Source organism: Denitratisoma sp. DHT3 (assembly GCF_007833355.1).
Lineage (GTDB): Bacteria > Pseudomonadota > Gammaproteobacteria > Burkholderiales > Rhodocyclaceae > Denitratisoma.
In genome coordinates this window covers 3591194-3614341 of record NZ_CP020914.1, presented here as the reverse complement: position 1 = coordinate 3614341, position 23148 = coordinate 3591194, and the positions used below count along the sequence as shown (strand labels likewise).

At 65.7% G+C, this 23148-nt stretch carries 19 protein-coding genes, 2 pseudogenes and 1 riboswitch; of the genes and pseudogenes, 12 read left to right on the top strand and 9 right to left on the bottom strand.

The window, feature by feature from the left end:
* Nucleotides 1–3 precede the first annotated feature (3 nt).
* Nucleotides 4–735, top strand: coding sequence for a flagellar brake protein (locus tag B9N43_RS16715; RefSeq protein ID WP_145843347.1), 732 nt, complete (start codon nucleotides 4–6; stop codon nucleotides 733–735).
* 45 nt (nucleotides 736–780) lie between these two features.
* On the opposite strand, the gene B9N43_RS16710 is transcribed toward B9N43_RS16715, so the two are convergent.
* Entirely contained in the window at nucleotides 781–2508 is a 1728-nt protein-coding gene (locus B9N43_RS16710) for a putative bifunctional diguanylate cyclase/phosphodiesterase (RefSeq protein ID WP_145843346.1), read from the bottom strand.
* Between the two features lie 186 nt (nucleotides 2509–2694).
* On the opposite strand from B9N43_RS16710, the gene B9N43_RS16705 reads away from it, so the two are divergent.
* Nucleotides 2695–3045: a helix-turn-helix transcriptional regulator gene (locus B9N43_RS16705; RefSeq protein WP_145843345.1), complete on the top strand. Its 351-nt coding sequence runs from the start codon at nucleotides 2695–2697 to the stop codon at nucleotides 3043–3045.
* Between the two features lie 16 nt (nucleotides 3046–3061).
* On the opposite strand, the gene purM is transcribed toward B9N43_RS16705, so the two are convergent.
* On the bottom strand, nucleotides 3062–4093 hold the full coding sequence (gene purM / locus B9N43_RS16700) for a phosphoribosylformylglycinamidine cyclo-ligase (RefSeq protein ID WP_145843343.1): 1032 nt from the start codon (nucleotides 4091–4093) through the stop codon (nucleotides 3062–3064).
* A 260-nt stretch (nucleotides 4094–4353) separates the two neighbouring features.
* Here purM and B9N43_RS16695 point away from each other — a divergent pair, with 260 nt between their 5' ends.
* The 5 genes from B9N43_RS16695 to B9N43_RS16675 all read left to right on the top strand — a co-directional run bounded on the left by B9N43_RS16695 (nucleotide 4354) and on the right by B9N43_RS16675 (nucleotide 8640).
* The gene (locus tag B9N43_RS16695; RefSeq protein WP_145843342.1) at nucleotides 4354–5415 is read left to right on the top strand and encodes an AI-2E family transporter; all 1062 of its coding nucleotides are present in this window, start codon (nucleotides 4354–4356) and stop codon (nucleotides 5413–5415) included.
* A complete protein-coding gene (hda, locus tag B9N43_RS16690; RefSeq protein WP_145843341.1) occupies nucleotides 5415–6113 on the top strand; it encodes a DnaA regulatory inactivator Hda in 699 nt (232 codons plus the stop codon). The genes B9N43_RS16695 and hda overlap by 1 nt, the downstream gene beginning before the upstream one ends.
* On the top strand, nucleotides 6110–6772 hold the full coding sequence (locus tag B9N43_RS16685) for an HAD family hydrolase (RefSeq protein WP_145843340.1): 663 nt from the start codon (nucleotides 6110–6112) through the stop codon (nucleotides 6770–6772). The genes hda and B9N43_RS16685 overlap by 4 nt, the downstream gene beginning before the upstream one ends.
* A 487-nt stretch (nucleotides 6773–7259) precedes the next feature.
* Complete coding sequence (locus tag B9N43_RS16680; RefSeq protein ID WP_145843339.1) at nucleotides 7260–8192, top strand: lysylphosphatidylglycerol synthase transmembrane domain-containing protein; 933 nt, start codon at nucleotides 7260–7262, stop codon at nucleotides 8190–8192.
* Nucleotides 8185–8640 carry a peroxiredoxin gene (locus B9N43_RS16675; RefSeq protein WP_145843626.1) on the top strand — a complete coding sequence of 152 codons (456 nt, stop codon included), beginning with the start codon at nucleotides 8185–8187 and terminating at the stop codon, nucleotides 8638–8640. The genes B9N43_RS16680 and B9N43_RS16675 overlap by 8 nt, the downstream gene beginning before the upstream one ends.
* 169 nt (nucleotides 8641–8809) lie before the next feature.
* Here B9N43_RS16675 and B9N43_RS16670 read toward each other — a convergent pair whose 3' ends face one another.
* Both B9N43_RS16670 and B9N43_RS16665 read right to left on the bottom strand, forming a co-directional pair.
* Entirely contained in the window at nucleotides 8810–9226 is a 417-nt protein-coding gene (locus B9N43_RS16670; protein WP_186453886.1) for a bacteriohemerythrin, read from the bottom strand.
* A complete protein-coding gene (locus B9N43_RS16665) occupies nucleotides 9223–12144 on the bottom strand; it encodes an EAL domain-containing protein (protein WP_145843336.1) in 2922 nt (973 codons plus the stop codon). Before B9N43_RS16665 ends, B9N43_RS16670 begins: the two co-directional genes overlap by 4 nt.
* A 245-nt stretch (nucleotides 12145–12389) precedes the next feature.
* On the opposite strand from B9N43_RS16665, the pseudogene B9N43_RS16660 reads away from it, so the two are divergent.
* A pseudogene (locus tag B9N43_RS16660) lies at nucleotides 12390–13144 on the top strand (IS5 family transposase).
* Between the two features lie 7 nt (nucleotides 13145–13151).
* On the opposite strand, the gene B9N43_RS16655 reads toward B9N43_RS16660, so the two are convergent.
* Nucleotides 13152–13343 carry a hypothetical protein gene (locus B9N43_RS16655; protein ID WP_145843335.1) on the bottom strand — a complete coding sequence of 64 codons (192 nt, stop codon included), beginning with the start codon at nucleotides 13341–13343 and terminating at the stop codon, nucleotides 13152–13154.
* A gap of 107 nt (nucleotides 13344–13450) precedes the next feature.
* On the opposite strand from B9N43_RS16655, the pseudogene B9N43_RS16650 reads away from it, so the two are divergent.
* Nucleotides 13451–14428: pseudogene (locus B9N43_RS16650) on the top strand (IS481 family transposase); the annotation flags it as partial.
* Here the strand turns inward: B9N43_RS16650 and B9N43_RS16645 are convergent.
* A complete protein-coding gene (locus tag B9N43_RS16645) occupies nucleotides 14394–15542 on the bottom strand; it encodes a methyl-accepting chemotaxis protein (protein ID WP_145843334.1) in 1149 nt (382 codons plus the stop codon). The pseudogene B9N43_RS16650 and the gene B9N43_RS16645 overlap by 35 nt on opposite strands.
* A 7-nt stretch (nucleotides 15543–15549) precedes the next feature.
* Nucleotides 15550–15996 carry a bacteriohemerythrin gene (locus B9N43_RS16640; protein ID WP_145843333.1) on the bottom strand — a complete coding sequence of 149 codons (447 nt, stop codon included), beginning with the start codon at nucleotides 15994–15996 and terminating at the stop codon, nucleotides 15550–15552.
* 135 nt (nucleotides 15997–16131) lie between these two features.
* Nucleotides 16132–16336, top strand: a riboswitch (cobalamin riboswitch).
* Between the two features lie 62 nt (nucleotides 16337–16398).
* On the opposite strand from B9N43_RS16640, the gene cobT reads away from it, so the two are divergent.
* From cobT to B9N43_RS16625, 3 genes are all read left to right on the top strand, one after another.
* Nucleotides 16399–17451, top strand: a complete 1053-nt coding sequence (gene cobT, locus B9N43_RS16635; RefSeq protein ID WP_145843332.1) for a nicotinate-nucleotide--dimethylbenzimidazole phosphoribosyltransferase — start codon at nucleotides 16399–16401, stop codon at nucleotides 17449–17451.
* A 62-nt stretch (nucleotides 17452–17513) separates the two neighbouring features.
* Nucleotides 17514–18947 carry a PhoH family protein gene (locus B9N43_RS16630; protein WP_145843331.1) on the top strand — a complete coding sequence of 478 codons (1434 nt, stop codon included), beginning with the start codon at nucleotides 17514–17516 and terminating at the stop codon, nucleotides 18945–18947.
* Between the two features lie 82 nt (nucleotides 18948–19029).
* On the top strand, nucleotides 19030–20499 hold the full coding sequence (locus tag B9N43_RS16625) for an aminoacyl-histidine dipeptidase (RefSeq protein WP_145843329.1): 1470 nt from the start codon (nucleotides 19030–19032) through the stop codon (nucleotides 20497–20499).
* Between the two features lie 363 nt (nucleotides 20500–20862).
* Here the strand turns inward: B9N43_RS16625 and B9N43_RS16620 are convergent, their stop codons facing one another.
* Together B9N43_RS16620 and B9N43_RS16615 are read right to left on the bottom strand one after the other, a co-directional pair.
* On the bottom strand, nucleotides 20863–21462 hold the full coding sequence (locus B9N43_RS16620; protein ID WP_145843328.1) for a response regulator transcription factor: 600 nt from the start codon (nucleotides 21460–21462) through the stop codon (nucleotides 20863–20865).
* Nucleotides 21455–23071: an ATP-binding protein gene (locus B9N43_RS16615; protein WP_145843327.1), complete on the bottom strand. Its 1617-nt coding sequence runs from the start codon at nucleotides 23069–23071 to the stop codon at nucleotides 21455–21457. The genes B9N43_RS16620 and B9N43_RS16615 overlap by 8 nt, the downstream gene beginning before the upstream one ends.
* Between the last annotated feature and the right edge of the window lie 77 nt (nucleotides 23072–23148).

The window sequence follows — 23148 nt, the reverse complement described above, 5'->3', positions numbered from 1 at the left end:
GCCATGAGTGCACCGAGCAACGACAACCTCGACGAGTTCACGATCACCTTCCGCCGGGAAATCGTTTTTTATCTGCGCCAGTTGATCAATGACGGCACACCGATCAGCATCATGTTCAACGGCGGCAACGACAGCATCCTCACAATCGCGCTGGACCTCGACGAAAGCAAGGACATCCTTGTCTTCGACTGGGGCAGCAGCGAGGAAGTCAATCAGCGTTTCCTGAAGAGCGAACGCAACATCTTCATCGCGCGCCCCCATGGCATCCGCAACCAGTTCGTGACGGGCCAGCCCAAGGAGGTCACCCATCAGAAGCGGCGGGCCTTCGCCGTCAAGCTGCCGGAAAAATATGTACGTCTGCAGCGGCGGGAGTTCTTCCGCCTCACACTGCCCATGACCCAGCGCCCCCCATGCACCATCAAGCAAGGCGACGGCACGGAAATCATCCTGGAGGTGGTGGATATCGGTCTGGGCGGCATCGCGCTGGAAGCCGCCAGCCTGCCCAAGCCCTGCGAAATCGGCCAGACCTTCGCCGGCGTCCGCATCGACCTGAAGGGCCATGACGAACTGCTGGTCGACCTCGTCGTCCGCTACAGGGGCGAAATCACCCGGGGACAAAAACAGATGGCGCGGCTGGGCTGCGAATTCAGGAAACTGAGCCCGGCCCAGGACAACCAGCTGCAGCGCTACGTCACCCAGATACAGCGGGAAGAGCGGCTCCGAATGGGAGGCTAGCCTGCCGGCAGGCCCAGGGCGCACAAGCACCCTGGACGGGTCCGGTCATTCCAGGCCGTCAAAGACCAGTGGCGCATCGTGATACCCGATCGCCCAATCGACCAAGGCGTATCCGGGCATGGGGCGCGCGATGCCGAAACCCTGCGCATAGCCGCAGCCCATCCGCAGCAACCGCTTCCCGTGAGTGATCGTCTCGACCCCCTCGGCCACCACCTCCTTGCCGAACGCCTGCGCCAGGCCGATCACGCCCTCGATGATCGCCAGGTCGTCGGCATCCTGCAGCATGTCGCGCACGAAGGATCGGTCGATCTTCAGGGCATTCACGGGTAGCCGCTTCAGATAAGCGAGGGACGAATAGCCGATGCCGAAATCGTCCAGCGAAATTGACACGCCCAGCCGGCGGCACGCCGCCAGTACTTCGAAGGTTTTGTCCAGGTCCTCCAGGGCGGTGGTTTCCAGTATCTCCAGTTCCAGATGCTGCGGCTCCATGCCGCCTTGCCCGAGCCGGGCCGTCAGGTTGGCGAGAAAATCCCCATGCAGCAGATGGGACGCGGCGATATTCACGCTGACACCGATCTCCAGTCCGGCGGCGCGCCAGCGCCGCCAATACTCGACCGCCGCATCCAGCACCCATTCGCCGATCGGCGCCATCAGGCCGGTATTCTCGACCAGCGGCAGGAATTCGCCGGGAAGCACCAGGCCGTGCTCCGGATGCATCCAGCGCAGCAGGGCTTCCGCACCCACCACCCGACCCGTGCGCAAATTCACCTTGGGCTGGAAATACAGGCACAGCTCCTTCCGCAGCAAGGCAAGGCGGATGCGCTCGAGGTCCGCATGACGCTTCCGCACTCGCAGGTCGTAGTCCGCGTCGAACAGATGGTAGCCATCGCGCCCCTTTTGCTTCGCGATGAGCATTGCCTGGTCGGCATGACGCAGCAGCGTGTCCGGATCGCAGTCGTCGGAAGGGAACACAGTCGCGCCGATGCTGGCCGAAATCTGGACGGCGCAGCCATCGATCGTCATCGGCTCGGACAAGGACGCCAGCATCCGGGTCAGGGTGGGGTGGCACTCCTCGACGTTGGGCAGATCCCCCATCAACAAGGCGAATTCGTCTCCGCCCAGCCGCGCCACCGTGTCGCCGGCCCGCACCGCCCCCTGCAGCCTGACCGAGGCCTCGATCAGCATCCGGTCACCGGCTGCGTGCCCATAAGCGTCATTGATGTGCTTGAAACAGTCCAGATCGAGATAGCAGATCACGAGCACCCGGCCAGACCGCCGCGTCTGCGCCATCGCCACCTGCAGGCGGTCGACGAACAGCGCCCGATTGGGCAGGCACGTCAGGGCGTCGTAGTGGGTCATGTGGTCGAGTTCCCTCTGCCGCGTCCTGAGGACGGAGAGATCCATGAACGTTCCGACATAGCAGCTGCTGCGGCCGGTATCGACCGCGCAAAGCGTGAGCAGCAGCGGGAACGCCTCGCCGCTTTTGCGCCGCCCCAATATCCCCCCGCGCCAGACGCCTTCTTCCCGCAATACACTCCATATGGCGGCGTGGAACCGTACATCGTGCTGCTCCACGGCGAACATGTCGAGGCGGCGTCCGACGACATCCGCTTCGGCGTATCCCGTCATATCCGAGAATGCGGGGTTGACCCGTAGCACACGGCCTTCGTCACAGAGAATCATCATCCCTTCGTGGGCATGATCGAAGAGCGCATCCGCCAAGCCACCTTCCGCACCGGCATGGGATCCGGTATCGATTTCTTCCAATGACATTTCTTCCTCTGCGGCCGCCAAAAGCTTCCGGCAGCCGATCGCCTGACTACCCGGATGGACGATGTCACCGGCGTCCAAAGGTCCAAAGCGCCGATCACCATGACGTATGGAATACTAAGGATTCCTTAGTGACCGGTCAATCAAAACCTAAGAGTCTCTCGCCTGTCTAGGCGGATATCGAGACTCATGTCCAACGAGTTTTTTTCAAAGCGGTTAAAGGAGGCGCGACTGCATGCGGGGTTTTCCCAGGCGGCGCTCGGAATTGCCGCAGGCATCGACGAATTCTCGGCCAGCCCCAGAATCAACCAGTATGAAAAAGGCAAGCATCTGCCCGATCTGCTCACGGTATCCCGCATTGCCGCCGTGCTCGGCGTGCCGCCGCCCTATTTCTTCACCGAGGACGACGCCCTGGCGGAACTCATACGCTGCTGGGGGAATACGGACGAGACCGCGCGACAGGAACTCCTGGGCCAGGCCCGCCAGCGGAGCGGGAGCGCCGCCCCTGAAAAGAAGTCCGGCCGGCAGCGCCGGCCGTGAAACAGGCGCGGCGGAATCAGACGACGACGGTCCGGGCCTGTCCCTCGGCGCGGGCCTCGATGCGGCCGATGGCGTGGACCGTCTCGCCGGCCTCCGTCAGCAGCGACCGGGCAAGGTCCTCGTGCTCGGCGGCCACCACCACCGCCATCCCGATGCCGCAGTTGAAGACCCTGTGCATCTCGGCGTCGGCGACGTTGCCTTCCTTTTGCAGCCACTGGAACAGCGGCGGCAGGGGCCATGCCTTCTGTTGCAGCACGGCCGTCACGTTCTCCGGCAGCACGCGCGGCACGTTCTCCACCAGGCCGCCGCCGGTGATGTGGGCCATGCCCTTCACCGGCAGCGCCGCCATCAGGGCCAGCAGCGGCTTCACGTAGATGCGCGTCGGCGCCATCAGGACGTCGCGCAGCGACCGGCCATGGAAATCGGCGTCCATGTCGGGATCGGCGCGCTCGATGATCTTGCGCACCAGGGAATAGCCGTTGGAATGGGCACCGGAGGAGGCCAGGCCGAGCACCACATCGCCGGGGCGGATGGTGGAGCCGTCGATGATCCGCGACTTCTCCACGGCGCCGACGGCGAAGCCCGCCAGGTCGTATTCGCCGTCCGGATACATGCTCGGCATCTCGGCGGTCTCGCCGCCGATCAGCGCGCAGCCGGCCAGTTCGCAGCCCTGGGCGATGCCCTTGATCACGTCGGCCGCGATATCCACGTCGAGGCGGCCGCAGGCGAAATAGTCGAGGAAGAACAGGGGTTCCGCACCCTGCACCAAGATGTCGTTGACGCTCATCGCCACCAGGTCCTGGCCCACGGTGTCGTGCTTGTTCAGGTGGAACGCGAGCTTGAGCTTGGTGCCCACGCCGTCGGTGCCGGAGACCAGCACCGGCTCCCTGTATTTCTTCGACAGTTCGAACAGGGCGCCGAAACCGCCGATGCCGCCCATCACTTCAGGGCGCATGGTGCGCTTGGCAAAAGGCTTGATGCGCTCGACCAGGGCATCGCCGGCGTCGATGTCCACACCGGCATCACGGTAAGTCAGGGGGGTGCTCAAGTTGAGTTCCTCGGGAAGGGCGGCTAAAGTTGCGGGCTTCGCGGCCTGATGGCCGCTGCTTGGGGCCTGAATTTTACTGTGAAAGAACGCAAAACCGGAGTCCCGGGTAACTTCGAGCGCAGCGAGCAAACATCGTCACCTCCCCCGGAGAGGGGGAGGCCGGGAGGGGGCGGGCCTTCTTGCGCATTTCCGGCCAGACGGGACCGTTCTACATTGAGGCCGTCCTTGTTTGATTCCGGCTTGGCCGGCTCGGGTGCCGCATGACTGCCGACCGCCTACAGGCCGCTCTCTGGATCGGTCTCGGCCTTGTCCTGCTGTACCTGATCAACCTGCTCGGCCCGGTGCTGACGCCATTCCTGCTGGCGGCGATCCTGGCCTACGTCTGCAACCCGCTCGCCAACCGGCTCGCCGCGCGCCTGGGCCGGACCGGCGCGGTGCTCCTGCTGCTGACCGCCTCCGCCGTGATCGGCGGCCTCCTGGCGCTCACCCTGCTGCCCCTGGTGCGGACCGAGAGCCAGCAATTGATGGAGCGCCTGCCGGATCTGCTGGACGTGGCCAACGAACGCTGGCTGCCCTGGCTGCAGCGACATTTCGGCATTTCCCTCAGCATCGGCTGGTCGCCCGAGGAAGTGCGGGCCTGGCTGGGCGAGCATTGGGAGGGCATCCGCTCGGTGCTGGGCGGCCTGGCGCTGTCGGCGGCCAAGGGTGGGCAGGCGCTGCTGCAATGGCTCACCATCCTGCTGCTGACGCCGGTGGTGCTGTTCTATCTGCTGCGCGACTGGGACGCGCTGCTGGCCCGGCTGGCGGAGTTCGTGCCGCCGCGCTGGCGCGACACCACCTTTGCCCTCGCCCGCGAGGTGGACGGCGTACTGTCCGAATTCCTGCGCGGCCAACTGCTGGTGATGCTGATCCTGGCCGGTTATTACAGCCTGGCCCTGAGCCTGGCCGGCATCAACTTCGCCCTGCCCCTGGGCCTCATGACCGGACTGCTGATTTTCGTCCCCTACCTGGGCTATGCCACCGGCCTGGTGCTCTCGGTGCTGGCGGCCCTGCTGCAGTTCCAGGGATTCTCGCCACTGCTCGGCGTGGCCGTGGTGTTCGGCATCGGCCAGGTACTGGAGAGCTTCCTGCTGACGCCCTACCTGGTCGGCGAGCGCATCGGCCTGCATCCCCTGGCGGTGATCTTCGCCCTGCTGGCCTTCGGCCAACTGTTCGGCTTTTTCGGCGTGCTGCTGGCCCTGCCCGCATCGGCGGCGCTCCTGGTGGGGCTGCGCCGCCTGCGGGGCCTCTACCTGAACAGCCATTTCTATCGTAACGAATGATGGCCGCCGCCCCTCTGACGAGCCCGCAGCGGCAACTGTTGCTGGACCTGGAACTGGACCAGCCGCGCACCTTCGACAACTTCGTGGCCGGCGCCAACGGCGAACTGCTGGCCCGCCTCGCCGATCTCGCGCCCGGCAGCACCGCGCTCTATCTGTGGGGCCCCGAGGGCAGCGGCCGCAGTCACCTGCTCCAGGCCGCGACGGCGCGAGCCGCCGGCCAACGCGCCGCGCCGCTGCTGCGGGGCGACGCGGTGGGCGACTACCTGACCCCGCCGCCCGGCGCCCTCCTCGCCGTGGATGACGTCGAGCGCCTGGACGCGGCGGCCCAGATCGCGCTGTTCCGCGCCTTCAACTCGGCCCGCCTGGAAGGCTGGACCCTGCTGCTTTCCGGTCCCTGCCCGCCGGCGCAATTGAATCTGCGGGAAGACCTGCGCACCCGCATCGGCCAGTGCCTGATCTATGAAGTCCAGGCCCTGAGCGAGGAGGACAAGGCCGCCACCCTGCGCCAGCAGGCCGCCGCCCGCGGCATGCGGCTGGACGAGGCGATCGTGCAGTGGCTGCTGCGCCACGGCCGGCGCGACCTGCCCTCGCTGCTGGCGGCGCTCGACGCCCTGGACCGGGCCTCCCTGGAACAAAAACGCCCCCCCACGCTTCCCCTGCTGCGGGCAGCGCTGCAATCACGATCGGATCTCGCATGAAACTCGTTCTCTTCGACCTCGACAACACCCTTCTCGCCGGCGACTCGGACTTCGAGTGGGCCCAGTTCCTGATCTCCAAGGGCGTGCTCGACCAGGAGGTCCATGCAGCCCGCAACCAGGAGTTCTACGACCATTACAAGGCCGGCACCCTGGACATCCATGCCTTCCTGGATTTTCAGCTGGCCCCGCTCGCCCGCCATGGCCGGGAGGAACTGGACGCCTGGCACCGGGAGTTCCTCGCCAGCCACATCCGTCCCATGATCGGCGCCCCGGCCCGCGCCCTGGTGCAGCGCCACCTTGACGAGGGCGCGCTGACGGCGATCGTCACCGCCACCAACAGCTTCGTCACCGGCCCCATCGCCCGCGAATTCGGCATCGAGCACCTGGTTGCCACCATTCCGGCCTGCGAGAACGGCCGCTTCACCGGCAAGCCGCGCGGCACCCCCTCCTTCAAGGAGGGCAAGATCGAACGCGTCGAAGCCTGGCTGGAGTCGCTCGGATTCTGGTGGGGCAGCTTCGAGTCGAGCCACTTCTACAGCGACTCCCACAACGACCTGCCGCTGCTCGACCGGGTCAGTGCTCCCGTCGCGGTGGACCCCGACGACACCCTGCGCCGCCACGCCGAGCGCCGCGGCTGGCCGGTGATCAGCTTGCGCTGATGAATAAAACGCTCGCCCCCCTTCGCCCCCCTCCGGGGGGTTCGATACGGCTCGCTGCGCTCGGATGTTTGAGGGGGCTTCGTAGCGGCACCGATAGGTTGCGGCTGGCGCCGCATGCCGCTTTTCCTTGGGGCGGCCCGGTGGAAAAGCTCTGTTGGGACCTTGGGTTCGCCCCCCTTCGCCCCCCTCCGGGGGGTTCGATACGGCTCGCTGCGCTCGGATGTTTGAGGGGGCTTCGTGGCGGCACCGATAGGTTGCGGCTGGCGCCGCATGCCGCTTTTCCTTGGGGCGGCCCGGTGGAAAAGCTCTGTTGGGACCTTGGGTTCGCCCCCCTTCACCCCCCTCCGGGGGGGGCGATACTGCTCGCTGCGCTCGGATGTTTGAGGGGGCTTCGTGGCGGCACCGATAGGTTGCGGCTGGCGCCGCGTGCCGCTTTTCCCCATCGTGGGAAAGGCGGCCCGGTGGAAAAGCTGCGGGTTTGCGCCGGATGAGTCGTCTGCTCCTGCGTCTCGCCGCGAGCCTGGGTCTGGTGGCCCTGGTGCTCTGGCTGGTCGACCCCTGGAGGGTGCTGACGGCCCTGGGGCGGCCGGATGGTCGCTGGCTGGCGGCCGGCTTCGGCGCGGCGCTGAGCGCCACGGTGGCCAGCGCGCTGCGCTGGCGGCTGCTGGCCCGGTGGCTGGATGTCCGGGCACCGTGGCGCGTGTTCCTGCTTGCCTACTGGCGCGGCATCACCGCCAACACGGTACTGCCGGGCGGCACCCTGGGCGGCGACGCGCTGCGCGCGCTGCACTTGCAGCAAGCCGGCAACGCGCTGGCGCCGACGGCCATCAGCGTGGCCCTGGACCGGATCAGCGGGTTGTGGGTGCTGGTGGTGATCTCGCTGGCCACCACCGCCCTGGCGCTCGCCACCGGCCTGATGCCCGCCGCCGCGCTGCCCCTGCCCTGGCCGACGGCCGCCCTGCTTGCCCTGCTGGCGGTGCTGGCGCCCCTCGTCCTCTGGCATCTGTCCGCATCCACCCGCCATCTGCTGCCCGGCAAGCTGGCGCGCCTGCTCGACGCCATCCACGACCGCCCTCATCCCCTGCGCCAGTATCTGCTGCAACTGGCCGGCTCCGCGCTGGTGCAGGCACTGTCGATCCTGGCCTTCGCCTGCGGCGGCAAGGCGGTCGGACTTGACCTGGCGCTGTGGCTGTATTTCATCGCCGCCGGTCCCATTTTCATTTTCGCCGCCCTGCCCGTCAGCGTCGGCGGCTGGGGCACGCGCGAGGCCGCCGCCGCCGTGACCCTGGGCCTGTTCGCCGCGCCGCGGGAACTGGCCGTCGCGTCCGCTATCCTGTATGGGCTGTTCGCCGCCCTGCAGGGTCTGCTCGGCGCGCTGACGCTGATTCACCGCGCTCCACAGGAGAACCATGATGCTTGAGCAAACCGTCGCCGATTTTTCCGCCGCCGCCACCGGCGGCCGGGCCGTCTCGCTGGCCGACTTGCGGGGCAAGTCCATCGTGCTCTATTTCTACCCCAAGGACAACACGCCCGGCTGCACCACCGAAGCCCAGCAGTTCCGCGACCTGCACGCCGAATTCAGCAGCGCCGGCGCGGTGGTGCTGGGCGTCTCACGGGACGGCCTCAAGTCGCATGAGAATTTCAAGGCCAAGCTGAGTCTGCCCTTCGAGCTCGTTGCCGACCCCGAGGAAACCCTCTGCCAGCAGTTCGGCGTCATCAAGCTGAAGAACATGTACGGCAAACAGGTGCGGGGCATCGAACGCAGCACCTTTCTCATCGACGGCAAGGGCGTGCTGCGCCGCGAATGGCGCGGCGTCAAGGCCGACGGCCATGCGCAGGCCGTGCTGGAGGCGGTCAGATCGCTATGACAGAACCTCGCAGGAGCGGGCCATGCCCGCGACAGCTGGGTGGCACAACGCACTGATCGCGGGCATGGCCCGCTCCGCACGGTCAGAACGTCCGTGCTTCCTCGACAGAGCTTTTCCGCCGCGCCTCCCCGAAGGGGGCGAGCCTTCATGACTTTCCGCATCGTGAAAATCAATGCGAACGCGCCGGGTCCCCGGCCAGCAGGAGTGTCGCCAAGTCCCGGTCTGTCTTCTGGATGTGGTTCACCACCCAGTACTTGAGGTAGTCCAGCATGCCCTCGACGCCCCGGCGCCGCTCCGCTCTGTCCGTCGCATGAAGCGAGCGCAGTTGATTCACGAAGTGGCTGTGCTCCCTGATGTGCAGTTCGGCATGCTTGGCGTAAGCGGATTTCGCCCGCATCATCGACTCCTCGACCTCGAAGTGGAACACCACATAGCTCAGGAGCCGCTGCAGCAGCGGTTCGAGAAGCGCGTCGTCGCCGAGTTTCAAGGTCGCTTCCAGTCCGTTGATGATTTCGATCAGCTCCTGATGCTGCAAATCGATGGCACGGATGCCGACCGCCATTTCCGGTTTCCAGGACAGGCTCATGGCGAGACTCCTTGTGGGCCGGCCCCCCATCTGGCGACGGGGATCGACAATGGACGATCCTCGCGCGCCCGGAGAAATCCGACGAAATCGTCCGCCGGCAGCGGCCGCGAGTAAAAATAACCTTGCACGATGTCGCAACCCAGGCGCTGCAGAAGGTTCAGCGTGGATTCGTCCTCGACCCCTTCGGCCACGGTTTCGAGGCCATAGCTGAAGGCCAGTTGGATCACGGCGCGGACGATGGCCTCGTCCTGGACGAAGGACTTGTCGATCTTCAGGCGGCTGACCGGGAATTTCTTCAGGTAGGCCAGGCTGGAATAGCCGGTGCCGAAATCGTCGAGCGCCGCCCGCACCCCGATCTCCTGCAATTGACGCAAAACCTCGATGGTCTTGGTGGGGTTGCCCATCACCAGGCTCTCGGTGATCTCGACCTCGAGTTCCTCAGGGCGGACGCCATGGCATGCCAGCACGTCCATCACCCGCGCGGAGAGGTCGGGCTGCATGAACTGCCGGGCGGAAAGATTGACCGCCACGCCGACGTCGGCGAAGCCCATTTCCCGCCATCGCCGCACCTCCGCGCAGGCGGTGTGGAGTACCCAGTCGCCGATGGAAACGATGAGGTTCGATTCCTCCGCGAGGGGAATGAACAGCGCCGGGGACACCATGCCAAGCTCCGGATGCCTCCAGCGCAGCAGGGCCTCGGCGCCGATCACGCGCCCGCTGATCAATTCGATCTGCGGCTGGTAGTGCAGCAGCAGTTCGCCATTGTCGACGGCCTTGCGCAACTGGCCTTCCAGCGACAGGCGCCGGTCGATGCTTTCCTGCATCTCCTGGGCGTAGAGCCGATAGATGTTGCGCCCCTGCTCCTTGGCCCGGTACATGGCGATGTCCGCGTGCTGCAGCAGGGCGTCCGGATTGCTCCCGTCCCTCGGGAAAACGCTGCCGCCGATGCTGGCGCCGCAATAGACCTCCTGATCATCGAGGATGAACGGCGCATGCAGGCTGTCGAGCACTCGCTGCGCGATCAGCACGATGTCTTCGGAATGCTCCATCTCCGCCAGAAGAATGATGAACTCGTCGCCGCCCCAGCGCGCCAGGGTGTCGTTTTCGCGCAGACAGCCTTTCAACCGTTCCGTCACCTGCACCAACAGCTTGTCGCCGATGTCGTGTCCGAGGGAATCGTTGACCACCTTGAAGTGATCCAGATCGATGAAGAGGACACCCGTTTCCCGCAGGTGCCGCGCCGTCGCGACGATGGCCTGATGCAAGCGGTCGTAGAGCAGGGTACGGTTGGGCAAGCCGGTGAGGGAATCGTAGTTGACGCTGCGCAGCAGGGCCTCCTCCTGGCGCTTGCGCTCCGTGACATCCATGAAGATGCTGACGTAATGCGTCACCTCGCCCTGCGCATTGCGCACCGGCGCAACGGAAAGCTCGATCCACAGCAGCGTCCTGTTCTTGCGCCGGCCCCGTATCAGCACGGTTCCCTCACGCCGCTCGCGCAGCAACAGAACCAGTTCCTTGATTTCCGAAAGATCGGGCCTTTCGCCCAGGAAGACGCGGCCGCTGCCACCGATCACCTCATCCGCCGAATAGCCGGTGATCCGTTCCAATGCGGGGTTGACATAGATGATGGGATGCCCCGGGGCCCGGGAGTCGGTGATCATCACGCCTTCGCTGGTGGCCTGGATGGCGCGGTCGCGCAGGCGCAGATCGGCCTCGGCGGCAAGGCGCGCGGAGATGTCGCGGAAGAAACCGACGAACCAGTCCTCTCCGGAGAGCGAAACATGGGCGAAGGAAAGCTCCACCGGCACCTCCCTGCCGCTCTTGTGCAGCACGGCCATCTCGATGCCGGCCCAGTTCAGGCGACGCTTCCCCGTCTTGATGTAGTGCGCGAAGCCCTGTTTGTGGGCTTCGCGCAGACGGGCCGGTTGCAGCAGCGCGATATTCTGTCCGCGCACCTCATCGGTACGGTAGCCGAATACGTCGATCACGGCCGGGTTCGTATAGTGGATGGTACCCTCGGCATCGATCATCAGAATCGCGTCGGTACTCACTTCCCAGACGGTACGGCTGCGCAGCTCGCTGTCGCGGATCGCCTGCTCGGCCTCCGCATGAGCGATCGACAGGGACTGGATGGTGTCGGCGTTGTGGTTCATCCGCTCGATCAACCGGCCGAACTCGTCGGCGCGGTATTCCGTCACCCGGACCGAGAGGTCGCCCTGCGCCAGACGATCGGACATCTGCCCGATCAGCGCCAGGGGCTTCAGGATGCGCCAATGGATGTACAGATAGGTCCAGATCGACATCAGCAGACCCAGCACCAGGGTGATCGGCAGCAGCAGGCGCACCCGGTCGCCCATTTTCGAGGCGCGGGCCAGAACCACGTTGACCATGTCGTCGGATGCCTGCAGCAGCGCATCGCCGCCGTTCCCGAGCTGACGGACCTGCTCCTGCGAAAGACGCCGCGTCGAGTCGGCCGCGGCGACGATACTGGAGGTCAACTCGCGATACTCGCCCCAGCGGGCTTTCAGGCTCTTGAGGGCCGCGACACCCACATCCCCCGGATCACGAAAGATTCCTTTGCTCCACCCGTCGGTTTCCACGTGGCGCAACCCGGCATCCACCTTGTCGTGGAGCTCCGACAGCATCCGTTTGGCGTCGGCATCGCCATCCGCTGCGCGGTAAGCCATATAGGCGGTCCGCTGCGACAGCATGCGCAGACGCCCGGCGGTATTCACCAGGTCGGCCAGCGTCGACTGCTGTTCCAGCTGCTGGATCGCATTCAGGATGAGCACGGTGCCAAGCACGGTCGTCAGCATGACCGCCAGGATCGAGTCACGGCGCAATCCCTGGCGAAGAACAGGCCCCGAATACGGGAAGGACCAGTTCTTTATCGCGCCCAATACGTCGACGATCTTCATGCGCCCCCTCTGACGGACTTGAATACTCAGCGTCGTCAATATTACCTTGGGTCCGCCGGTTTACCCCCTTTCGAAGCATGGCAAACCATGATCGGCTCGCTGCGCTCGGGCGCTGGGGGGCATCCATGGGGCAGCCTGTCCTGAGCCTTGCCGAAGGGCCCGGTGCGAACGAATTTACAGCGTTTCCCTAGGGTCTGTTCACAGTATCGGATTTGTGTTTACATCCTGGAATTTGGACGTAAGCAATGGATCGGGACATGTTGAGCGATGCACAGTGGGCGCGGATTTCGGAGTTGTTGCCAGGGAAGCCCACGGACAAGGGAGGGCGTGCCGTGGATAACCGTTTATTTGTTGAGGCGGTGCTATACACCGCCCGGGTAGGCAACCCCTGGCGTGATTTGCCGCCGAAGTTTGGCAACTGGCACTCTGTGTATGTGCGCTTTGCACGATGGGAAGCCAATGGGGTTTGGTCGCGAGTGGCCGAGGCCCTCCGAGGAGAAGCAGACCTGGAAGAGCTCTTCATCGACTCGACAGTGGTACGTGCGCACCAGCACTCAGCGGGCGCATCAAAAAAAACGGTGGCGATCAGGCGATCGGTCGGTCGCGTGGCGGACTGACCACCAAGATCCATGCGTGCGTGGATGCCCTGGGTAATCCGCTGCGCCTGATCCTCACCGGTGGTCAGGTGGCCGACATTACGCAAGGCCCCGCACTGGTCGATGCCTTGGTTACCGACGCAGTGGTCGCCGACAAGGGATACGACAGCAACGCGTTTGTCGACACCATCGCCCGCATGGGCGCTGAGGCCGTCATTCCACCCCGCAGCAATCGCCCCACGCCGCGTGAGTTCGACCGAGAGCGCTACAAGGCGCGTAACCTGGTCGAGCGATTCTTCAATCGGCTCAAGCAATTTCGCCGACTCGCCACACGTTACGACAAGCTCGCCAACCGCTTCAATGCATTCTTGCATCTGGCATGCACCTATATCTGGCTACTGTGAACACGCTCTAGAAGAGCTCGACCCTGGCCATGGGTTGTTCGTGATGCGCCTGGGCGGCCTCTCCCGTCATCTGCCGATGGGTGTCGCGCTGGCTTTGCATGACGTAATTCTCGAACAGCGCCTCCAGTTGGCCGATGATCGAAGGCACCTGCAGCGGCTGCACCAGGCATTTCCCGGTAGCCTCCGCCAGTTGGTCCATATGTGTTGCATCCCGTGTGATCATATCCCGCTTCGTAGCTGGCCACTCTTTCGAGCAAGAGAAGTGATGCGTGGTCTGATTGAAACCTTGAAAGCGAAGCAAGCGACATGAGTGAAGTCCACGCCCAAGCCCGAACGACCCCTCGAACGCGAACAGAGATCAAGCAGTCATCCGCATCGCTGGCTGAGTTGGCAGAACGCTACAACATCAGCGTAGCGACCGCGCGTAAGTGGAAGCGGCGCGATAGTCCGGAGGATTTATCGCACCGCCCGCACAAGCTCTGTACCACGCTGACGCCTGCGCAAGAGGCGATTGTCGTGGCGTTACGGCGCCTGACGCTGCTGCCGTTAGATGACCTGGTGGCTGTGGTGCGCGAATTCATCAATCCGGAAGTCTCGCGCTCGGGACTGGATCGCTGCTTGCGCCGCCATGGCGTGGCCAACCTGCGCCAACAACAAGCCGAGGCACTGGCCGATGCAGGCGAAATCCAGCCCTCTGTCAAAACCTTCAAGGATTACGAGCCAGGCTTCCTGCACATGGATATCAAGTACTTACCGCAGATGCCCGACGAAAAAGAGCGGCGCTACCTGTTTGTGGCTATCGATCGCGCCACACGCTGGGTGTTCATGCATATCTATGCCGATCAAAGCGAGCGTAGCAGCGTGGATTTTTTGAACCGCCTGGAACGCGCCGCACCGATGAAGATCGTCAAACTGCTCACGGACAACGGCAGCCAGTTTACCGACCGCTTCACAAGCAAAAAGCGTGAGCCCACAGGACGCCACGTCTTTGATGTACGCTGCGCGGCGCTGAACATCGAGCACCGCCTGTGCCCGCCACGCCACCCGCAGACCAACGGGATGGTCGAGCGTTTCAATGGCCGAATCAGTGAGGTGGTGAGCCAGACCCGATTTGCTTCAGCCGCTGAGTTGGAGACGACGCTTGCGCGCTATGTAAAAACCTACAACCAGCAGATTCCGCAGCGCGCACTCAACCATCGTTCTCCCATTCAGGCGCTCAAGGAATGGCAGCAGAAAAAACCAGAATTGTTCAAAAAACGTGTTTATAACCAGGCGGGACTAGACACATATGGACATCCAGACGGCTCAGCGCCTGGCCGACGTGCTCGATCTGCTGCCGCGTCACGTCCTGGAACTGCAATCCACTCAGGGTTTCCATCACTTCGTCGACGATCTTCGCAGAGGCGGCATCCAGCGTCCCGGTCAGCGCGTGGAGGTAATCGGTGGTCTGGGTGAAACGCTCCCCCATCGCGCCGAGCCGGGTGCAAACGTCCTCCAGTTGCCCGATTTCGCTCTTTTCCTCGGCCGTGCTGAGCGACTGTTCCAGTTCATCGTGGATCACGGCCGTCACGGCGGCGATCCCGTGGGTGATCTTCACCGCCGCCGTATCGGTCTGTTCCGAAAGCTTGCGGATTTCGTCGGCGACGACAGCGAAACCTCGCCCGGCGGTGCCCGCCCGCGCCGCCTCGATCGTGGCATTCAGCGCCAGCAGATTGGTCTGCTTGGATATCTGCCGGATCAACTCGGCCAAAGGGGACAATGAACCGACCTGGCCGATGACCGATTGCACCCGCTGATGCTCGGCGGCGATCTCGTCCTGCCGGCCGATCTGGTACCGCTTGAGCGCATCCAGCGCCGCCAGGTTCCCCGCCAGTTGCTGTTCCGACTGCTCGGCCAGGTCTTCGGAATGGGAAACCGAACGTTTCACCTCGCTGGAGAGCTGGCTGCATTCGGCGTAAATGCGGTCGAGGCGGCCGGCGATGGCGTAGGCGGCGTCTTCCGTTTCCCGGGTAACCGCCTCCAGTTGCCCGCGAAGCACCCCGTTGACGGTGGAAATGTCCCGCAGGTGTCCGACGATGGTGTCGAAGTTGCGCAGATGATCCGCCTCCTGCAGCGCCCAGCGCTCTATCTCGTCGGAAAAGTCGAGGAACGTGCGCCCCAGCAGCAGGCGGTTGAACAAGGCCTGGAGGGCGGCAAAAATCAGCACGACGACGGTCGTCAGAACGATCAACTGTTCCTCGCTCCTGGCCAGGAGATGAATCCGAAATGCCTTCATCGCCCCCCAGGTCAGCGCAAAGGTCACGACCGCCACGACCAGGAAAGCGCCCAGGGTGAGCAGTGTGCCGTGGCTGCGGTAGAGGCGGATCAGGTTCAGATGCCAGCGACTGGTTTTGCTCATGGAGGCCTCAGCCCACGCCGCGAAGCTTGAGTTCGCGCCCCATGTCCTGGTCCGTCTCCAGAATGTGATTGATCCACCAGCGGTTGAGGTAGGACACCAACGCCTCGGCGGCGTCGGGCAGCCCCGCCTCGAAGCGCATCCGGATATCGGCGATGCTCGACCAGTACGAACGATGGGCGAGAATATGCCGGACGGTCCGGGCCTCGGTCGGTAGATGTTCCCGCAACAGCGCCTCCTCGGTGAGAAAGTGGTAGGCGGCGTATTCGTTCAGGTCCCGCAACGCATCCCGGACCGCGTTCCGCAACGGCCCGCTCCCCGCCGCCTCGGCACCGCCCCCCAGACGATTGAGCCGGTTCAGGCACTGCAACAGGACTCGATGCTGCGCGTCGACGTCGGCGACGCCCGTCGCGTATTCGGGGCACCATTTGATGGCGGAAGGAGGGGGGGTCATCATGAATTCGGTTTCCAACAAAAATCATCAGCGGACAGGATGCATCACTTCACTCACGCCGTGACTCAATTTACATTAAATCACGATGTTTTTCCGCCAGGTGGAAACAACATCCGCCAGGCCGCTTTGACAGGGCCGGGACGAATCCCGATAATCCGCGCCGCTGCAGCACCTCGACAGTCAAGGGAACACGGTTGAAATCCGTGGCGGGCCCGCCGCTGTGACCGGGGACGCCGCCCGCACGATCCACGATCGGCCACTGGGAGAGCCCACTCTCCCGGGAAGGCGCGGGGCAGGCGAATGATCCGGAAGCCAGAAGACCTGCGATCGAGGATTCCTTTCAGCGTTCATCGGCGTCGCGCATGGTCAGCGCGGCGTCGATCGAACCGGAATCTGGAGAATCGGATGCATTCCACCGCGCTACCGCGTGCCGACCTGGCACGCCTCGACACCGGCCTTGACGCCGCCCTGCAACGCAAAATCGACGCCAAGACCAAGCCGCCGGGCGCGCTCGGCCGCCTCGAAGCCCTGGCCCTGCAACTGGGCCGGCTCCAAGGCAGCCTCAGCCCCCGCATCCGCCGGCCGCAGCTGCTGGTGTTCGCCGGCGACCATGGCGCGGCGCGCGCCGGCGTGTCGGCCTACCCCCAGGACGTCACCTGGCAGATGGTGGAAAACTTCCTCGCCGGCGGTGCCGCCATCAACGTCTTCGCCCGGCAGTTGGGTTGGGAATTGCAGGTCGTGGACGCCGGCGTGGCCCACGACTTCGGCGCCCGCCCGGATCTGGTGGATGCGAAAGTCGCGCACGGCACCGCCAATTACCTCGAAGCGCCGGCCATGAGCGCGGATCAATGCGCCACCGCGCTGGCGCGGGGTGCGGCGCTGGCACGGCAGGCGGCCGACCGGGGCGGCAACCTGCTGGCCTGCGGCGAGATGGGCATCGGCAACACCGCCGCGGCCTCCTTGCTCACCCATTTCCTGGCGCCCGCGCCGCTCGCCGACTGCGTCGGCCGCGGTACGGGCCTCGACGACCTGGGCCTGGCCCGGAAAAAGGAACTGCTGGCGACGGCGGCGAGCCGCCATCAGGGCGCCAACGATCCCCTGTCCATCCTGGCCCGGTTCGGCGGCTTCGAGATCGCCATGATGGTCGGCGCCATGCTGGCCGCGGCCGAAGCGCGGATGCTGATCGTGGTCGACGGCTTCATCGTCACCGCGGCCGCGCTGGTCGCCGCGCGGCTGCAACCGGCCCTCACGGATTACTGCGTGTTCGCCCACCGCTCCGGCGAACCGGGGCACCAGTTGCAACTGGAGGCGCTGGACGCCCGTCCCCTGCTCGACCTGGGCCTGCGTCTGGGAGAGGGCACCGGTGCCGCCCTGGCCCTGCCCCTGATCCAGGCCGCCGCCAACTTCCTCGACCAGATGGCCAGTTTCGAGTCGGCCGGGGTGGCGGAGAAAATCTGAGGCCCGAAGCCACCGCCTCGTCGCGCTATGATCCGCAATGCGTGCCCACACCAGGAACAGCCATGAACGCCAAGCGCAGCAAGACCACCAAGCTCTTCGTCCTCGACACGAACGTGCTGATGCACGATCCCAACAGCCTTTTCCGCTTCGAGGAGCACGACATCTACGTGCCCATCATGACCCTCGAGGAACTGGACAACAACAAGAAGGGCATGTCGGAAGTGGCGCGCAACGCCCGCCAGACCAGCCGCATCATGGACGGCATCGTCAGCGACGAGGCCGACATCGAAAAGGGCATCGACCTCAGCGAACCCTCCCGCGGCCTGGCCACGGGCCGCCTGTTCCTCCAGGCCGAGGCGATCGCCACGGTACTGCCCACCTCCCTGCCCACCGCAAAAGGCGACAACCAGATCCTGGCCGTCGTCATGTACCTGCAGCAGAAGTTCCCCAAGCGGCCGGTGATCCTGGTCTCCAAGGACATCAACATGCGCATCAAGGCCCGCGCGATGGGCCTCCACGCGCAGGACTACTTCAACGACAAGGTGCTGGAAGACACCGATCTGCTGTACACAGGCACCCGGGAACTGCCCGCCGATTTCTGGGACAACCACGGCCAGGGAATGAAGTCATGGAAGGAGGAGGGCAAGACCCTCTACCAGATTCATGGCCCCCTCTGCCCCGAACTGCTGATCAACGAGTTCATCTATCTCGACGGCGAAACCGAAAAGCCGTTTATCGCCATCGTCAAGGAAGGCGGCGGCAAGAGCGCCCAATTGGCGACCCTGGTGGATTACGGCCACCAGAAGAACGCGGTCTGGGGCATCACGGCCCGCAACCGCGAGCAGAACTTCGCGCTGAACCTGCTGATGGACCCGGAGATCGACTTCGTCACCCTGCTGGGCCAGGCCGGCACCGGCAAGACCCTGCTGACCCTGGCCGCGGCCCTGACCCAGACCCTGGAACTGAAGCGGTTCTCCGAGATCATCATCACCCGGGTCACGGTGCCGGTGGGCGAGGACATCGGCTTCCTGCCCGGTTCCGAGGAGGAGAAGATGACGCCCTGGATGGGCGCCATCGAGGACAACCTGGACGTGCTCAACCGGCCTCACGAGGAACCCGGCCAGCCGGCCCAGGGCGGAAGCTACGGCGGCGACTGGGGGCGGGCCGCAACCATGGACCTGATCCGCAGCCGGATCAAGATCAAGTCGCTGAACTTCATGCGCGGCCGCACCTTCATCAACAAGTTCCTGATCATCGACGAAGCCCAGAACCTCACCCCCAAGCAGATGAAGACCCTGATCACCCGCGCCGGCACCGCCACCAAGGTGGTGTGCCTGGGCAACATCGCCCAGATCGACACGCCCTACCTGACCGAAGGCAGTTCCGGCATCACCTACGTGGTAGACCGTTTCAAGGGCTGGCCCCATTCCGGCCACATCACCCTGCAACGGGGCGAGCGTTCGCGCCTGGCCGACCACGCCGCCGAGGTGCTCTGAGCGCCGGCCCAGACACCGAATCGCACCCAACCGCGCCCGAACCCCGTCCCGGCGGTTCGGGCGTATCCGCAGCCCGCCCGCCATGACCTTCCCCGACCTCGAACCCGCCATCGTCTGGCGCCACTTCGCCACCCTGTGCGAGATCCCCCGCGTCTCAAAGCACGAAGGCGCGCTACGGCGACACCTGCGCGCATGGGCGGGAAATCGCGGCCTCGCCGCCCTGGAGGACGCCACCGGCAACCTGATCCTGAGGAAGCCCGCCACCGCCGGCATGGAGGATCGGCCCATGGTCACGCTGCAGGGCCACCTCGACATGGTCTGCCAGCAGAACACGGGGGGCGGCCACGACTTTTTCCGCGATCCGATCCGGCCCGTGCTGAAGGACGGCTGGCTGTGCGCCGAGAACACCACCCTGGGAGCCGACAATGGCATCGGCGTCGCCCTGGCGCTGGCGGCCCTGGAGGCCGACGACATCGCCCACGGCTCGCTGGAAGTCCTGCTCACCGTGGACGAGGAAGCCGGCATGGGCGGTGCCCAGGGCCTGCCCGCCGGCGTGCTGCAAGGGCAACTGCTGATCAACCTGGACACCGAGGAATGGGGCCAGTTCTATCTGGGCTGCGCAGGCGGCCTGGACGTGGTGGTGGAATCGGCCTGCGGCAGCGAAGCCGTGCCGGCCGGCCATCAGGTGTTCAGCCTGACGGTGCAAGGCCTGCAAGGGGGCCATTCCGGCATCGACATCCACCGCGAGCGGGGCCATGCCATCAAGCTGCTGGTGCGCCTGCTGCGCGCTCTGGAGCAGGAGACGCCGTTGCGCCTGGCCCGACTGGAAGGCGGCACCGCGCGCAACGCCCTGCCCCGGGAAGCAGTGGCCCTGATCGCCGTGCCGGCGGCGGCCGGCGCCCGGCTGCCGGCCTGGGCCGCAGCCATGGAAACCTTGCTGCGGGACGAACTGGCGGCAGCGGACCCGGCACTGAGCGTCGCCATCGCGCCCGCCCATGCCGAAACGGTGCTCCCGCTCGCCGACCAGCGGCGTCTCCTGGCCGCGCTCCACGCGGCGCCCCAGGGTGTGCGGCGCCGCAGCCAGCGCGTCGACGGCGTGGTGGAAACCTCGGACAACCTGGGCGTGATCCGCATCGCCGACGGCCGGGCCGAGGCCACCTTCATGGTGCGTTCCCTGATCGACCGCTGCGCCCGCGAACTGGCCGACGAGATCATCGACCTGTTCCACCTGGCCGGCTGCGCGGCGCGCCCCGTCGGCCCCTACCCGGCCTGGACGCCGCAACCCGACTCGCCCCTGGCTGCGCTGGCGCAGCAGGTCTACGCGCAGGAATTCGGCGCCCCGGCCGGCTTCCAGGTGATCCATGCCGGCCTCGAATGCGGCATCATCGGCGCCAAGTATCCGGACCTGCCGATGATCTCCTTCGGCCCCGACATCCGCGGCGCCCATGCCCCCGGCGAACGGGTCGAAGTGGCCTCCGTCGGCCGCTGCTGGCATCTGCTCAAGGCCCTGCTGGCGGCGCTGCCGGCGGATTGGGCGATGCTCACAGGTTAGAGCTTTCCCGTCGGGCAGTTCCAAGGGAAACCACGGCGACACGGCGAACACGGCGAAAATCTTCCTCGTCCGGTAGGTCGGGTTAGCGCAGCGTAACCCGACATCGGCGTCTGCAACGGCTGTCTGTCGGGTTACGCCCTGTGGGCTAACCCGACGCGACTCCGCCGCACCGCCCCGGAGGATGGCGAAGGGATGGAATACCGAAAAAGCTTTCCCGCCGCGCCGCCGCAAGGAAAAGCGGCACGCGGCGAAGCCGCAACGCATCGGTGCCCCCACAACGTTCCCCCAAACACCCGAGCGCAGCGAGCCAATGAGACCCCCCCGGAGGGGGGTGAAGGGGGGCGAGTCAAAGGTGGGGCGAGCCTACCTCAGCCCGAGGCTGATGCGTACCAGTTGCGGAATCCCGTCCACTTTCAGCTTCGTCATCATCCGGGCCTTGTGCACCTCGACGGTACGCACGCTGATGCCGAGCTCGCGCGCGATGTCCCGGTTGTGCCTGCCGGCGACGACCAAGTCCATCACCTCCCGCTCGCGCGGGGTGAGCTCCTCCAACTGGGCGGCCAATTGCGCCCGCCGCTCCTCGTCGCCGCGCCGGCTCGCCTGACGCGCCAGGGCTTCGCCGATCGCCTGGATCAGGCGGTCCTCGTCCAGGGGCTTTTCCAGGAAATCCACGGCATCGGCGCGAAAGGCCTCGCGGGTGGAGGCGACGTCGCCGTGGCCGGTGATGACGATCACCGGCATGGAACACGCCATTTCGCGCAACCGGCGCTGCAGGGCCAGCCCGTCCATGCCGGGCATGCGGATGTCGACCAGCAGGCAGCCGCGCCAGGCGGGATCGAAGGCCGCCAGGAAACTCGGCGCATCGGCGAAGAACACGGTCCGATAGCCGCGCAGCCCGAGCAGCAGCCCCAGGGCGTCGCGCACCGAGGCATCGTCGTCCACGATGAAAACGGCGTCATCCATGGACGGACACCTTCATGGTCTCGATGGGCAGGATCAACCGGAAGCAGCCATGGGCGCCGGTCTCGACCGCGAGGCTGCCGCCGTGGGCGTCGACGATGGAGCGGCTGATCGCCAATCCCAGCCCCAGGCCGCTGGATTTGGTGGAGACGAAAGGCTCGAACAGGCTGTCCGAGACCAGGGATGCCACCCCCGGCCCGCTGTCCTCGACCCGGATGCTGAGCAGGCCTTCTTCCCGCAGCTCCGTGGTGACCCGCACCCGCCGGCTGCCGGCCGGATTATCCGCGACCGCCTCGAACGCATTGGACAGCAGGTTGCGCAGGACCACCTCCAGTTGCAGGCGGTCCGCGTAAAGCTCGGCCGCGGACGCTCCGCTCACGGAGAGGACGATGCCGTGCTGGTCGGCCTTGTCCCGGAACGGCCGCAGCGCGGCGTCCATCAGTTCGCGCAGGGGGAACCGCTCCAGCTGGGTCGCCCCGGTCCTGAAGAAATCCCGCAGGCGGCGCACGACCTCGGCCGCGCGCCCGGCCTCCAGCCGCATGCGCCGGATCACGTCGCGCAACTGCTCGCTGCCGCCGTCCCGTTCCAGGATGCGCTCGCTGGCCGCGCCGTAGGCGGACAGCGCGGTCAGGGGCTGATTGAGTTCGTGCGCCAGCGCGGCGGCCATCTCGCCGGCGGCGGCCAGGCGCAGCGTGTGGCGCAGGTCGGCGGCGGCCCGGCGCTGCTCGTCGACGGCGACGCCGATCAGGAAGCCGACGATGGCCAGCATCAGCGCGCGCATCTGGAGTTCGAACACCGACATGCTCGCCCCTTCCCACAGCCATCCCGCCACCAGCATGCCAAGCTGCAGCAGCGATGCGCAGAAAATCGCGCCCACCAGCCCCTGGCGCGAGGCCGCCCAGACCAGGGGAAGGTAGAGGACGAAGGAGTACCGGAAGCGCCCCTCCGCGCTGAAGGCAAACGTGAACCACAGGGTGACCATGACCAGCGCGACATAGCCGAGCGACTCCCAGCAACCGACCGTGGTCCGGAAGATCTGCCGCCGCCGGCCGTCCTGCAGCCACCAGAGCAACGGCAGGGTGACGAAGATGCCCACCCCGTCCCCCACCCAGAAGCGCAGGGTCGCGTCGCTCCAGCCCGAAACGGGAAGCTGGTCGGTCGCGATCAGCCCGGAAACGAACAGTGCGCTGTTGGCCAGGGAACCGGACATGACGATGGCGGCCCACTTCACCAGGCCGGCCCGGTCGACGAACATGCCCTCCTCGCCGACCTGGCGCTTCAGCACCCAGGCGATCGCCATATAGCCGGCCGCCAGCATCGAGTCGAGCAGCAGGATCGCCCACAGGGGCGCCCGCAGATCGCGCACGATCAGGTCGCCGGCCACCAGCGCCGCGAGCATCGTCGCCACTCCACCCGGACCGCCGCGCAGCAGGAACAGCAGGCCCAGGGCCGCCGCCGGACTCCAGGGCGTGATGTTGAGACGATGGAAGGCGTCGATGTAGCTTGCCCAGTCCAGAACGACATACGCCGCGCAGAATGCGGCGGCCCAGCCGGCGTCCGGCCAGGTCCGGCGCAGCCGCCGCGGCGGCGTAAGTGATTCGCTTACGTTCATTCCCGAATGTTCATTCCCGGCCGAGTGCCCTAGTATTGATGTCCATCTGATTTCCTGACCGCCGATTGCGCACGGGG

Bases quoted from the DNA above. Each gene is read 5' to 3' on its own strand.
- B9N43_RS16620 (WP_145843328.1), bottom strand. From the start codon at position 21,462: ATGGATGACGCCGTTTTCATCGTGGACGACGATGCCTCGGTGCGCGAC.
- B9N43_RS16630 (WP_145843331.1), top strand. From the start codon at position 17,514: ATGAACGCCAAGCGCAGCAAGACCACCAAGCTCTTCGTCCTCGACACG.
- B9N43_RS16705 (WP_145843345.1), top strand. From the start codon at position 2,695: ATGTCCAACGAGTTTTTTTCAAAGCGGTTAAAGGAGGCGCGACTGCAT.
- B9N43_RS16615 (WP_145843327.1), bottom strand. From the start codon at position 23,071: ATGAACGTAAGCGAATCACTTACGCCGCCGCGGCGGCTGCGCCGGACC.
- B9N43_RS16640 (WP_145843333.1), bottom strand. From the start codon at position 15,996: ATGATGACCCCCCCTCCTTCCGCCATCAAATGGTGCCCCGAATACGCG.
- B9N43_RS16655 (WP_145843335.1), bottom strand. From the start codon at position 13,343: ATGGACCAACTGGCGGAGGCTACCGGGAAATGCCTGGTGCAGCCGCTG.
- B9N43_RS16675 (WP_145843626.1), top strand. From the start codon at position 8,185: ATGCTTGAGCAAACCGTCGCCGATTTTTCCGCCGCCGCCACCGGCGGC.
- B9N43_RS16625 (WP_145843329.1), top strand. From the start codon at position 19,030: ATGACCTTCCCCGACCTCGAACCCGCCATCGTCTGGCGCCACTTCGCC.
- B9N43_RS16645 (WP_145843334.1), bottom strand. From the start codon at position 15,542: ATGAGCAAAACCAGTCGCTGGCATCTGAACCTGATCCGCCTCTACCGC.
- cobT (WP_145843332.1), top strand. From the start codon at position 16,399: ATGCATTCCACCGCGCTACCGCGTGCCGACCTGGCACGCCTCGACACC.
- B9N43_RS16715 (WP_145843347.1), top strand. From the start codon at position 4: ATGAGTGCACCGAGCAACGACAACCTCGACGAGTTCACGATCACCTTC.
- B9N43_RS16695 (WP_145843342.1), top strand. From the start codon at position 4,354: ATGACTGCCGACCGCCTACAGGCCGCTCTCTGGATCGGTCTCGGCCTT.
- B9N43_RS16670 (WP_186453886.1), bottom strand. From the start codon at position 9,226: ATGAGCCTGTCCTGGAAACCGGAAATGGCGGTCGGCATCCGTGCCATC.
- B9N43_RS16685 (WP_145843340.1), top strand. From the start codon at position 6,110: ATGAAACTCGTTCTCTTCGACCTCGACAACACCCTTCTCGCCGGCGAC.
- hda (WP_145843341.1), top strand. From the start codon at position 5,415: ATGGCCGCCGCCCCTCTGACGAGCCCGCAGCGGCAACTGTTGCTGGAC.
- B9N43_RS16665 (WP_145843336.1), bottom strand. From the start codon at position 12,144: ATGAAGATCGTCGACGTATTGGGCGCGATAAAGAACTGGTCCTTCCCG.
- B9N43_RS16710 (WP_145843346.1), bottom strand. From the start codon at position 2,508: ATGTCATTGGAAGAAATCGATACCGGATCCCATGCCGGTGCGGAAGGT.
- B9N43_RS16680 (WP_145843339.1), top strand. From the start codon at position 7,260: ATGAGTCGTCTGCTCCTGCGTCTCGCCGCGAGCCTGGGTCTGGTGGCC.